The sequence below is a fragment of the Legionella fallonii LLAP-10 genome, assembly GCF_000953135.1.
Lineage (GTDB): Bacteria > Pseudomonadota > Gammaproteobacteria > Legionellales > Legionellaceae > Legionella > Legionella fallonii.
Genome location: NZ_LN614827.1, coordinates 1,287,259 through 1,300,133 on the forward strand (window position 1 = coordinate 1,287,259; position 12,875 = coordinate 1,300,133).

Consider the following 12,875-nt stretch of genomic DNA (forward strand, 5'->3'; position numbering starts at 1 on the left):
TGAGCGTTCTAAAATAAACAACTAATCACTATAAATAACGAGAAGAATAGACCTCTTCTGAAACTCGCTGAAGGGGATGAAGTGTGAGGAAACAGGGTGGCAGAACCGGAGTGTACTCGCAAGTACATGAGGGGATATCGACGATGCATTTCGCTCCCTAATTAGAGTTTCCGAAGAGGTCTAATGTAAAAAGCTTAAGACAAAGGGGATAGCTAATGTCGCAAAGAGAAACAGGCCATGTTAAATGGTTTAATGAAAAAAAAGGATTTGGATTTATTATTAATCAACACGGCGATGATATTTTTGTACATTACAAAGACATCCAAGGAGAAGGTTTTAAAACCCTTCATGAAAATGATCCTGTAACTTTTGTGCTTGATAAAGGACCCAAAGGGTTCAAGGCACAAGAAGTTGTTGTTGCTGCTGAAACACAAACAGAATAATTTCATTGATAAAATCTATGATAATAGAGCTTAGGTTTCTCAATAGTGCTAAGCTCTTTTTTTATTCTGTGTTTCTGTAGGCGTTTGCTTAAGGTGGCCACTTATTAATAAGTGGATTGGATCCTTGATCCGGCAATATAGTTCATAGAATGTCAAATCAAATGTGGACTTGATGCAGCGTAATCAAGCCCTTAAGTAAACGTCCTAATCTGAATAATTACAACTTTTTATCATAACGTTAATTTATTATTCGTTGAACTATTGGTATTTGATTGTTCGGCTTCTATGTTCTTTTCTTCCATACTAAATACAGTTGTATCACCTTCTTCGCTGTGACTACTGCTCGCATCAACGGTGATGCTTTTATGGCGACCTAGTACTCCGTCAATTTTACCTTCGCCATCTGCTTTTTTTCCACGAAAGAATATAAATGTATTTTTTTGTGTCGCTGAGTTTGGTGCTGGAGTTGAAGTGGGCACCAACGTCGGTGTCGATGTCAGAGTCGGAGTTGATGTCAATGTTGGTAACGGGATTGATGCTTCGGGAACTAAGCTACTTGGTTCTGCTCGTTGAGATGCTATTTTTGATTCTCGCGCTTCTTTGGAGATGCGTGATTTAGTGGTTGGGGGCGATATCCAACTTGAAGTTGACACTAAAGTTGGAGTTGGTATTGATGCTTTAGAGGACGAACTACTAGGTTCCGCCTGTTGATATGTCGTTTTTTCTTTTCGCTCTTTTTTAGATTTAGAGGGAGGCATTTTTTTTATATTAAGCTGTTTTTCCTTTTTGCTAGAGAGAGCCTCAGGTGGATAAGCAGGGCGCGCGCCAGGTTGATAATACCTAGCACATTTTATAGGGGACATATCAAAATTACACTGTTGGGCCTGGGCGTAAGTAGTGATCGGCCTTGTCGCTTTACTAGAGACTATATCTATATCTTGTTTGACCATTTCCTCTATAGTGACTGCCGCCATGGTTTTAACAGTCTGCCTATAATGTTTATCTGCTTTAGCTCTTGTTCCTTTAATTGGAGAATAATCAACTATGAGGGGATCAATTTTGTGACCGTCTTTATCCACTGTACCTCTATACTGTTTTGCATGAAAAGTTACATTGAAGGGGATCATTTGGGGATGTTTTAAAAAATAAGCGTGTAACTCATCTAGAATATCTCTCCTATCGTCCATAAAATAAAAATTAAACTCATCCTTAGGGTGTTCCAATGCCAGTTTGTGCATTTGCGCATAAACTGTAGTGAGCTTGCTTTCATCATGGATCCAGTTATAAAGTGAATTAAAATCTGAGCTATCAAGTTTTATATAATCTTTATTATTTTTATCAATGTATCGTAAGGCTTGTGCTAGCGCTGTACCTGATGGAAGATCGTTATATATGTCTGCTAATAAGAAATCATCGAATATTCCATTAAGGTGATCAGCGATACTTTTAATGGCAGGATAACAAGAACCTCGTTCATCCGCATTGGAGTTTCCTAGATCATCTCGGGGGGCTTGTCGGTTAGAGTTGATGATAATTATTTTTTTATTTGGTGAGAGCCTAATTATATCCAGCAATTCTCCATTAGCGGCAATAATATTTTTGTCTTTATTCGCAAGAAACGGTAAATTGGCTAAACAACCGTCGAAGTCAAAAGAGTATACATCATAAATCAAGGCAGTTGCTCCACAAATGGGTTAATAATGCACATCATATTTAAATAAAATATCGATTTTGTAGCTGATTCAATCATATTGACAAATATCTTAAAAGTAAATTATTTAATTAAATTGATTAAAGTGTATTGGAGCGTGTATACAATTGCCTCATGGATGCTGCGAACAAGTCCTGAGAGATCCTCACAAGATTTGAACAGGAATATGCATTTGTTCAGCCTATGTTTGGATCGTTCGAGGTGAGGGGCGCGAAGCGCTGTCTTGGGGCTTCGGTATAGAACGTTCGAGAGGACGTTTACCGTGCTTATTGAGAAGTGACTTACCCTCTATTTAACTTTTTAAATTATTTAACATTCTATTCATTGTTGCTGAGGACAATGGATTTCGTATCCGCTGGTTTACTCCTAACGAGGAGGTTGCTCTTTGTGGTCATGCAACTTTAGCAGGTGCTTTTATTATTTTTGAGCAATTACAGTATAATAAGCCGGAAATAATATTTAATAGTCTTAGTGGTGAGTTGATTGTTAAAAAAACAGATAATGGTTTGGTGATGGATTTTCCCGCTTTACCTTATCATAAGATTGAATGGTCACCCCAACTACAAGCTTTAAATTTAAAGCAACCTTGTGTTATTGCTCCTTACTGGTGTGATCGTCTTGGAACACCGAGCATTAAAGCTCGCCAAGGTGGCCGTCGTCAAGGTGAGTTGCTTTGTGAGATCAAAGGAAACCGAGTTTTATTATATGGCTCCTGCCATCTTTATTTAAAAGGAACGATTTATCTACCATGATGACTTTAGAAACAGAGAGGCTTCTTTTAAGAGCCTGGAAAGATGAAGATATTGGGGCCTTTTTTGTAATGGGCCAAGATCCAACGGTGATGGAGTTTTTTCCTGGTCTTTGGTCTATGGACATGGTGACTTCATTTATCAATAGAATGAATAGTCAACTTGCAGATAAAGCATTTACCTTATGGGCGGCAGAAGAAAAGAATAGTAAAAATTTTATTGGCTTTATTGGATTAAATAGTCCTATATGGGAGGCTCATTTTACCCCCTGTGTCGAAATTGGTTGGCGCTTGGCCACACCGTTTTGGGGAAAGGGTTATGCCACTGAAGGAGCGAAAAGAGCACTTGAATATGCTTTTAAATCCTTAAAATTAGAAGAGGTCGTTGCATTTACTGTACCGGATAATCTGAGATCAAGAAGAGTAATGGAACGGATTGGCATGACTAGAGACTTGAATGGAGATTTTCTTCATCCTAAATTAGATCATGATAGTCCATTTGCTAAGCATGTTTTATATACTATTCAACGTTATTTGTGATTGATTGAGCCTAGTGAATTCATCGTCGTCAGACTAAAGCTTGTTTTTCATCAGAAATGAACAGGGGTAGATCAGGCAATTTGTTGTCCGATCTACGCTTACATTAATACATCCAGTGAATGGATACGTTTTAATTAGTTGTAAAGGTTGGTAACTTATCTGCAATTACTTCAGCATTATCTGCCGTTTTTAGACCTGCATTAAAATGTCTATATCTGTTTAAGGTGGTATTCTCCATAGCTTGGCTAGGAGTTTGAGTAAAAAAATTTAGTTCCACTCCTGTTTCCTTAAATTTTTTATCGATGGTTTCTCTTGTTACCGAATGATAAATTGTTCTTGCCTCTTTATATATTTCTTGAGCAAATTGTTTTCCGTCCTCTGTTTTTAATAACCTTTGATATAAGGGGACAATTAAATAACGTCTACCAATATTTAATAGATAGTTCTTAATCTCTATATTTGCTTCGCTATACCGGCCATCAATAGTAATCTTGTACCACTGCGCTGCAACTACATGATTACTCATACCGGTTAAGTGATAACATTCATCCAGTTCTTTTATTTGTTCATGCTTGAGATTCGAAGGAAGTTTATTCAGAAAATATTGCCATTCATTGCTTGACCAACTTTGAGCATTTAATTGATTTGCAGATATTGTTCCATTTAGCCATTGTTCACGAACTACATCATTTATCTCACATCGTTTCGCTTTAATCTTGACTGCATCCTTAGGAATTCCAGGCTGATGTAACCATTGATTAATTTCTTCCATGGAATATTTTTGAGGATAAAGCTCAAGGAGATGAGTTTGAGCGAAGGCTATAAAATCAGTAGTAGTAATGCTTTTAAATGCAAAATTATGAAAGTATTTTTTTAGAAAATCATCAAATTGATCACGACCAAATTGTTCTTCAAGAGTCTTTAAAAACCAAGCTCCTTTCGTGTAGGCAATTCCGCTAAAACCATCATGCGGATCACGAGCATCAAGATTAAGTACCAAATGCTGATCTTGCTCTTCTAACGTATCAAGTTCCTCATAAAGTTCATTCACGCTAACCATAAATTCTAGATCAGCTTGTTCTTTACCATAAACTGCTTCAACGATTCGATTTTGTACGTAGGTCGTAAATCCTTCATTCAGCCAAACGTCATCCCATCTTGCATTCGTGACTAAATTTCCTGACCAAGAATGAGCCAGCTCATGAGCAATCACACCCACTAAGCTTTTATCCCCTGCAATTAATGTTGGGGTTGCGAATGTTAATAAGGGATTTTCCATTCCTCCCATTGGGAACGATGGAGGCATGACTAAAACGTCATAATTTCCCCAAGGATATTGACCATATAACCCTTCGGTTACCTGGATCATTTGTTCAGTATCTTCAAATTCTTTTGCTGTTTTATCTACTAAGTCAGGTTCTGCAAATACAGCTGAACGTGGTCCAATTTTTTTTGCCTGAATATTACCAACCGCAAAAGCGATTAAATAGGTTGGAATGGGTTGGTTCATATTAAATTCAAATTCACCATTTAAAACATGATCGGGGTTATTTTCAGCGCTCATAACAGCGCGCAATTCTTTAGGTGTATTGATACGTGCAGTGTAAGTTTGACGAACTTCAGGAGTATCTTGTACTGGCATCCATGAGCGAGCGTTAATTGGTTCCGAGTGAGAGTAAAGATAGGGGTATTTTTTGGTAGCGGTTTGGCTAGGATCTAACCATTGTAGCCCATCTGCCGTTGAACTTGTTTCATAGGTGATTCTAACTTTTTTATTTTTTGCATTAGCATTGATGTGTAAAGCCGAACCTAATATTTTATCTTCATCCTCGAGTCTAAAATCGGTGCTAACCCAACTTTCATCTGAAGAGCTTATTTCAACTCGTTGAATGTTCAGTTTTTTTGTATCAAGTGTCAGGGTGTGACATTCTAGGTCATGCCAATGGAGTGTCATTTCCACCACTCCTTGTATCGTTTTATTTTTAAAATCTGGATTCAATGTTAAATCAAGATGAGTAATGTTTACTTTTTCCGGTTCAGAGTAAGAATGCGGATCGATTTTTGCTCTCATGTCTATTCCTAATTGTTGAGTTTTTCCATAAATTCGGATAAGAAAATACTTGAGTTTGAGTTAAAAATCAATTTGTTACACAGTCTTATGTAACTTATCAATAAGTCTATATAAGTCTATTTACCCGGGGTTATTGAGAAGTTACTTCATAGCCGTCTAATTTATTAATTCTAAATAACCAGATTGCTTAATAATAGTTTTAGAGCCAAAGCAATTAAGATTATGCCCGTAATGCGTTCTATCCAATGACTAATTGCTTCAAATTGAGCACGCATTTTTTTTCCAGAAAGAGAAAAGGCAACAAAGGAGAACCAAAGAAGGGTTTCTGTAAACAGGATTAACGCTAAAAGAAGTTTATTGGCAGGTGAAATATCTTTAGGAATAAGTACTGAAAACAAACTGATGCAAAAAAGCATCAATTTAGGATTAAGGAGATTAGTAAATAAACCTATAGAGAATGCCTTCATCGGTTTTAGATCTACTTTAGCGTGTGCCCCACCAATTTTATTTAAATGACTTTTAGCTCTAAGACTTTTGTATCCTATATAAAAAAGATAACCTGCGCCTAAATATTGAATTATTTGCAGTAGTAAAGGGGTTTTCGTGATTAATAATGCGAGGCCAAGAATGGTATAACTAATATGAAATAAGCATCCTGACGCAATACCAAAAGCGGTTAGAATGCCGCTGCGTCGTGAATAGACAAGGCTATTTTTAACTGTGATAGCAAAGTCAGGACCTGGACTAATCAGCGATATAAAAAATAAAGTGAGAAGCGGTAGCAAACTAACGAACTGGGATGCATTAGACATAAAAAACCTATAGTCACGTCATTCTTAACTTTTTATGGTTTGACCAATAATTCAAATTGGGTTACCCTTTTTTTGTTAATAAAGGCACAAACAGTATGCGCCAACACCTTTCTGGTAATGCGATTGGTTAAATACCAAAGTTTACGAGCCCTTATTTTTTCAATCTGGAACCGGTCTGTTAATTGACCGATGACTATTTCAACTGGACGTTTGGTAGAAGTTAACCATTGAAGAAAGTAGTCTCCTCGGTTGCCTTTCATATTAGAACGTACAGCAGTTTGTAAATCAATCCCTGAAGATGCTCGCAATTCGTTGTTGTTATGACACCAAAATAGCCGCCATTGCGGCCGCGTTGTTATTGATTAATTACAGTGAACGTGCTGGGTCTGTTGGATTGATGATGACGCCAGATTTTTTAGAGACTGCTCGAGGTTTACAGTTCTCGCTTTATCAATGGCTTCTATAGCCAATAAATCAATCCGCGACCGAATCGCCCACTGCCCCCCCGCACACCCAGGCCCGGCTCGCCACCCCCCCCCACCACTGCACGAGCCCCCGCAATATAGCAAAAGAAAAACCCAAACCAGAATCAACAGAATAAGAATTAGGAGTAAACCAAAAATCATTGACATTAGTCACCCAATTATAAAACTTAAGACTCCGTTCCAGGTTCGAGGACTTAGATGCATCCAATAGAGACGGGTTTTGGGATACATCATCAAAGGACCGCTTGGGGTGACAATATTCATGTGCAATATGAGCCGGCACGTCTCTTTGAGATAAACCCACCTTTATCCAAAGTGCCTCCAGGGTCTCCGAATCTTCATTGTTATCGTATGCCTCAATATAAGTCTTTAATGCCTGCTTCAATGGAGTTAAATCAAAATGGTCACTTCGATATTTGTTCCCCTTTTGGGTATAGAGCAATCCTCTGGGCTTTTTGAAAAGCTCTTCTCCTATAGGCTCTTCCATCCGTTCGACTCGGTTTAATAGTTCTTTTTTGGTATTATCATCCATGTACTGTTCCAGCATGCGACACATGTGGGCGTCTTTGGCCCAATAAGCGTATTCATAAGCAGTACAGGTGAAGGTTCTTCCTGAGTAATCGGTAAAAGGAATGTCGCTGGCTGTGAGCAGTTCTTGCGCGAATTCATTATCTTTTTTGAGTAAGTCTTCTGCTTCGTTTTGTTCACCATAAGCCACATGTTGTAAGAATTGCTTGGCGTCTATTTGGGGTTTGAAATCGGGTCGTTCTTTTTTTAATTCAGCGTTCAGTTGTTCTTTAATTTTTGAATCGTAGGTATTGATTCGTTCATACAAGGCTTGTAACTCGGTGCTATTCATGCTCTTTGTATCGATGTCGACTTCACCTTGAACTATTGGGCTTTTATGCGGGATTTCAGTATTTAACTTTCTTGCCTCTTTGCGTGCTTTTTGCAAGGGCTCTATCAATTCTTTGCTTAACTCAAATAAGTCAGAGCATGCAAACTGAGCAAAACTCGTCCCAATAGACCCTTGATGGATGACAAAATCACCTTTCTTTTGGCTGTCACATATGAAAAATTCATCGAAATGAGGTGAGTCTTTGATTTGTGCGTAAAGTACTGTAAAACGTTCGGTAATGAGTTTAACCTCTTCTTGGGTGACGTTTTTTTTAAGCATCAACTCTTTGGCATGTTCGTTTATCCAGGATAGTAGCGTTTTTTCAATGCGTTTGTGAGCTTTTTGCGCTTTTGCAAGTGTTTGCGCAAGGTCTTTGTTCAATTCAGGATTATTGTCTAGAATCTTTCCAAAATTGGTGTCCTTGCTGACTTTGTCTTGGGAGACACAATAGATGTTCGTGATGCCTAATAGAAATTGGGTGGCGATAGACCAATCTTCTGCTTGGGTTAAGGAGTTAAAGGGGGATTCAAGAACGGTTTTGAATAAATCGGGAGCACAATATGCTAATAAAGCGTCTATGTACTCTTTGGGTGTTGTCTCGACATCAAAAAGCATGGCCTCATCGATGTCTTTTTGTTCAAGTGCGGCATCTTGTTTGGTTTTGGTGAAATCAATAGATACGTTGAGTAGGTCTTGTACCGTTTTTTGCAGGATGGCTCTTAACTTTTTAAAATCAACAGGCAGTTCAAGAGGCTTTAATGGGGCTAGAGCCGTCTCAATCACTTGAGATTTTAAATCCCGAGCTTTATAGGTTAAGGGCTTGTATGCCTTAATGAGCGCTTGTTGCAGTGGGGATACTGACTCCTTAATGTCTCGTGCAACGCTCTTGTGCGCAACACTGAATATGGGGTTTGCAGCTTCCGAACGAAGATATCCATCTTCTTCTGTGGGGCGTAACACCATGCTGTAGAGATTGGAGGTTTCTCTATTTTGCATGAGCTCTTCCAGGGGTCTTGGGTAACTGGGGAAGCCTTGGTTTAAACACTCTAGTTCTTTGTGATGTTCAAGTGCCGTGATAACCTTTAAATAGGCATTAATCTGAGTCAGTCGTTCTTGTTTTTGTTTGGTTAAAAGAGCGTCTTTATTCAAGAGGCTGAGGTCATTTTCTAAGGCCCCCTTATACTTCAATAACTCCCCTTTAAGTGTGGCCTTTTGGTTTGAATTGCTGCCCTTGCCAAAAAATTCTTGTAAGGACAACACCGCCTTACAGGTGTTGTCGAGACCAATCGATGTGCCGCTGACTACAGGCATCAAGACGTGTATGATGTTGTCTTCACTGATGTATAGGTATTTGCCAAAGAGCGGTTCTTTAAGGGGTAGTTTCATGATGTTGCGCTTTATTTGGTTGCTTTATAATATAAAACATCGCGCCTTTAACTGCTAGTTTCAGATTAAAAAATGAGAGAATGCACGCTTTGGTAGTTAACCACTCAAATTACCAGAACGGAGTTTGTGTATTCAGTGCGCAACCTAATTAGCAAAAAACAGCAACTTTCTACTTCAATTTGAGTGGTTGATCAATCCGTGAAAAGTTGAGAATGACGTTATAGTCTACAAAAGAATATTTTATGCAAGATGATAACTTATTTTTAATCTATCTTGCTTGATTTTTGCTTTAATTAATTGCACTTCCTTTAATTCATTTAATTGACTTACATGGGTTCCTCCACAAGGTTGAAAGGGATGGTCACCAATTTTAATAAGGCGAATTTGTTCCTCTTCGGGTATGGCGTAGGGAAGATTAGGGCAATATTGTTGCAACTCCTTTCCTGAAATAAATAATGTATCAAGAGAGGGGGCGCTCTTGATTATATGATTTATCTTCTGATTTAATTCTTCCAGATCTATAGCATTTGTTGATTGCTTCGATTTAAATTCAACATAAGCCTCTCCAGGAAAGTGATGACCTTTTATGGCCATCCATTCAGGATGGATTTTTTCCATGATATTACTGAGCAAATGTCCGGCGGTATGGAGACGGGTATGCAACCACCTTTTACTAGTGTCAATCTTACTAAATACGGTTTCTCCGTAATTAAACGAATATGGCTGTTTCGTATAATGACGTACTTCATTATTAATCGTACGCACATGATGAATTTCAATGATTTGATCGTTAATTATCATTGTTCCTTGATCAGCTGGTTGCCCACCACCTTGTGGGTAAAAAATAGTGCTATCTAGTGTTATATACGCGCCTAATTCGTCGATACCGTGATTTTGATATTGGGCAGCATACTCAGTAAGTCCAGGATTTTTTAAATAGTACAGTATGGTTTTCATTTGTTTTAATAAAAATATAGTAAATTTGAAACTAGTTTAATAAAAAAATAATTTTTAAGCAATTAAATAATGTGCTTTATTTTGGTTGTTTATGTAAAATATATAAATAGTGAAACTAATTTTATAATTATGAGATTGATAATGAACAATGATTCCATCGATTTATTAAGGCATTACTCGCGAAAATTGGTAAGAGAGTTAGGGATGTTGCAGTTAAATAAAATGGAAGCAAAAGAACAACCTTCTTATTGGCATACCTTAATAGAAATTAATAAAGAACCCGATCTGACTGTTTCCAAACTAAGTCAATTACTTTTAATTTCATTACCCACGGCGTCACGCATCGTATTTACTTTAATTAAAGATGGATTAGTGACCACAAGAGAAGGACTGGATAAGCGTGAACGATTTTTGAATATCACTGATAAGGGGCGAGAGAAAATTGATTATATCGATGACTATTCTAATAACAAAATAAAAAGGGCATTTCATTTTTTAACCTTGGAAGAAAGGACTCAATTAATCAATTCAATAGAAAAATATGCCAATGCTTTAGAGAAAGGTCGTCAAATCCGTGATCAGGTTAAAATATTAAGATTATCTTCCTCTCGTACATTACGTAAGCAAATTATATCTATGATAGAGCACATTCAAGTCCAAGAATTTAATCTGCCGATTACTCCGGAAATCAATGCACCTATTCTTAAGGCGGAAGAGGAGTACTATTATCACAGAACCTGTAATTTTTGGTATGCTACAGATGATAAAGGAGCCATTATCGGATGTATAGGATTAAAAAAACTGAATGAAAAACAAGCTGAAGTGAAAAAGTTTTTTGTCATATCTGAATATAGAGGACTAGGTGTAGCCCAACAATTAATGCATCATTTGGTTAAAAGTAGTTTAAAACATGGCTTTGAAGAGCTATTTCTAGGCACTGTTGGCGTTTTAGATGCGGCCCAGCGTTTTTACGTAAAAAATGGGTTTAGGATTATTAAAAAAGAATTATTGCCCAAGCAATTTCAATTATGTTTGCTAGACACTCATTTTTATGGTGGCGATACTCATGAGATACAGAAAGCACTGAGCAGATTATTATAGAAATAAGAATTGTGGATGTTGTATTCACGTTTTTTTATTTACTTTACAGTCTGATATCAATATTCTTAGCCTTTTTGCATTGTTCTTTGGCTGCTGATACTTCATTTTGCTTTACTATTTCGGGATAAGGAAGTGAAAATCTTTGCTTCTCACCGGTTCTGGGGGAATTGAGTTTCCTATCCCGAACTGACGTTATTTTATAGACAGAGAAAAGTCCAAATAAGATCAATATCAACAGGCATCTAGTTTGATGGAGTGCTTAATGGGTTCAGACCTTGTTTATCTTTTGAAAAGAAGGCGATTTTTGCCTCTGTTTCTTACTCAATTTTTTGGCGCTTTTAATGATAATGCGTTCAAGTTAGCGATGCTGACTATGATTAGTTATCATTTAAGTCATTCACAAGCACAGTCAGAATTGTACCAAGCTATGGCGGGTGCTTTATTCATACTGCCGTTCTTTCTTTTTTCTGCCACTGCAGGGCAGTTAGCTGACAAATATGATAAAGCCCTAATGACACGATTGGTCAAAGTGTTAGAAGTATTGTTAATGCTTATTGGTAGTTTTGCTTTTTATTATGGCAATATTTTTTTCATGATGGTTACTTTGACAGGCATGGGAGTACATTCTGCTTTTTTTGGTCCAATAAAATATGCCATTCTGCCTGATCATTTACCTAGAGAAGATTTGCTTGGAGCAACAGGACTCATTGAGGCTAGTACTTTTTTGGCGATTTTACTGGGTACCACATTAGGTACTTTAGCCATAGGTACAACAAACTCGACACCTTTAGCTGCAATTTTTATGACCGTCATTGTGGCATGTTCCGGATTAATTTCCAGTTGGTTTATTCCTAATGCTCCTTCGGTTGTGCCAAACTTAAAAGTAGATTTCCATCTATGGCGAGCTACTATTCGGATGTTGAAGCAAGCTAAAAATGAGCAGGGAGCTTTACTGGCTATTTTAACTATTTCTTGGTTTTGGCTTATTGGAGCCGTTTTGCTAACGAAGTTACCGGATTATACTCATTACATTTTAGGCGCCAATACCTCTGTTTTTGCCTTATTTCTTGCTTTATTTTCTATAGGTATTGCGTTGGGTTCACTATTGATAAGTCGTATTTTACAAGGGCGTATTACATTATCTATTGTACCTTGGGCGATGTTAGCATTTACTTGTTTTGCCTTTGATTTGTATTGGGCCTCTCCAATTATTGAAGCCAAAGAGCCTCTTTTAACTTTATCATCGTTTTTTACTTATTCTACTCATTGGCGAATTTCCTTTGATTTGCTCATGTTGGCGATAAGTGCAGGCATATTTGTTGTGCCTCTCTATGCTTATTTGCAGGTTGCTAGCACTCCTGAAACGAGAGCTCGAACTATAGCAGCTAATAACATTTATAATTCATTATTTATGGTATTGGGCACGGTCTTTGTGATGTTGCTATTAAAGCTTAAAATCTCTATTCCTCATGTATTTTTAATATTGAGCCTGTTAAATATGATTACTGCTGTTTGCTTATGGATTAGTTTACAGCAGAAAAAGAATGCTATAAATGAGAGTGATGAAACGATTAATTAGTCAGGGTAAGACTTAATCTACTTACTGTCATCCAGAGCGCAGCGAAGGATCTCCAGTCAAACGCATTGTGCCACTTTCAGGAGATCCGTCGTCGCAAGCTCCTCTGAATGACAGCCTAGGTCGGGCGACAAATTGTACGACCTA

The 12,875-nt window shown here is 37.6% G+C and carries 9 protein-coding genes and 2 pseudogenes; 5 read left to right on the top strand and 6 right to left on the bottom strand.

The window, feature by feature from the left end; all coding sequences use genetic code 11:
• Positions 1–215: 215 nt before the first annotated feature.
• Positions 216–443 carry a cold-shock protein gene (locus tag LFA_RS05175; protein WP_045095232.1) on the top strand — a complete coding sequence of 76 codons (228 nt, stop codon included), beginning with the start codon at positions 216–218 and terminating at the stop codon, positions 441–443.
• Between the two features lie 230 nt (positions 444–673).
• On the opposite strand, the gene LFA_RS18770 is transcribed toward LFA_RS05175, so the two are convergent.
• A complete protein-coding gene (locus tag LFA_RS18770) occupies positions 674–2,116 on the bottom strand; it encodes a hypothetical protein (RefSeq protein WP_052673859.1) in 1,443 nt (480 codons plus the stop codon).
• A 358-nt stretch (positions 2,117–2,474) separates the two neighbouring features.
• On the opposite strand from LFA_RS18770, the pseudogene LFA_RS20470 reads away from it, so the two are divergent.
• Positions 2,475–2,906, top strand: a pseudogene (locus LFA_RS20470) (PhzF family phenazine biosynthesis protein); the annotation flags it as partial.
• The gene (locus tag LFA_RS05190) at positions 2,903–3,442 is read left to right on the top strand and encodes a GNAT family N-acetyltransferase (RefSeq protein WP_084602118.1); all 540 of its coding nucleotides are present in this window, start codon (positions 2,903–2,905) and stop codon (positions 3,440–3,442) included. The pseudogene LFA_RS20470 and the gene LFA_RS05190, both read left to right, overlap by 4 nt.
• 130 nt (positions 3,443–3,572) lie before the next feature.
• Here the strand turns inward: LFA_RS05190 and LFA_RS05195 are convergent, their stop codons facing one another.
• The 5 genes and pseudogenes from LFA_RS05195 to LFA_RS05215 all read right to left on the bottom strand — a co-directional run bounded on the left by LFA_RS05195 (position 3,573) and on the right by LFA_RS05215 (position 10,051).
• Positions 3,573–5,513, bottom strand: coding sequence for a M1 family metallopeptidase (locus LFA_RS05195; RefSeq protein WP_052673861.1), 1,941 nt, complete (start codon positions 5,511–5,513; stop codon positions 3,573–3,575).
• 170 nt (positions 5,514–5,683) lie between these two features.
• Positions 5,684–6,325 (bottom strand): LysE family transporter, encoded by a 642-nt coding sequence (locus LFA_RS05200; protein ID WP_045095233.1) that lies wholly within the window; start codon positions 6,323–6,325, stop codon positions 5,684–5,686.
• Positions 6,326–6,357: 32 nt separating this feature from the next.
• Positions 6,358–6,639, bottom strand: a pseudogene (locus LFA_RS20700) (IS982 family transposase); the annotation flags it as partial.
• A gap of 160 nt (positions 6,640–6,799) precedes the next feature.
• The gene (locus LFA_RS05210) at positions 6,800–9,094 is read right to left on the bottom strand and encodes a SidC (protein ID WP_231865908.1); all 2,295 of its coding nucleotides are present in this window, start codon (positions 9,092–9,094) and stop codon (positions 6,800–6,802) included.
• A 240-nt stretch (positions 9,095–9,334) separates the two neighbouring features.
• Positions 9,335–10,051, bottom strand: coding sequence for an alanine--tRNA ligase-related protein (locus tag LFA_RS05215; protein ID WP_045095235.1), 717 nt, complete (start codon positions 10,049–10,051; stop codon positions 9,335–9,337).
• 141 nt (positions 10,052–10,192) lie between these two features.
• On the opposite strand from LFA_RS05215, the gene LFA_RS05220 reads away from it, so the two are divergent.
• Together LFA_RS05220 and LFA_RS05225 are read left to right on the top strand one after the other, a co-directional pair.
• Positions 10,193–11,152 carry a bifunctional helix-turn-helix transcriptional regulator/GNAT family N-acetyltransferase gene (locus tag LFA_RS05220; RefSeq protein ID WP_045095236.1) on the top strand — a complete coding sequence of 320 codons (960 nt, stop codon included), beginning with the start codon at positions 10,193–10,195 and terminating at the stop codon, positions 11,150–11,152.
• Between the two features lie 262 nt (positions 11,153–11,414).
• On the top strand, positions 11,415–12,731 hold the full coding sequence (locus LFA_RS05225) for an MFS transporter (RefSeq protein ID WP_045095237.1): 1,317 nt from the start codon (positions 11,415–11,417) through the stop codon (positions 12,729–12,731).
• Positions 12,732–12,875: the final 144 nt, after the last annotated feature.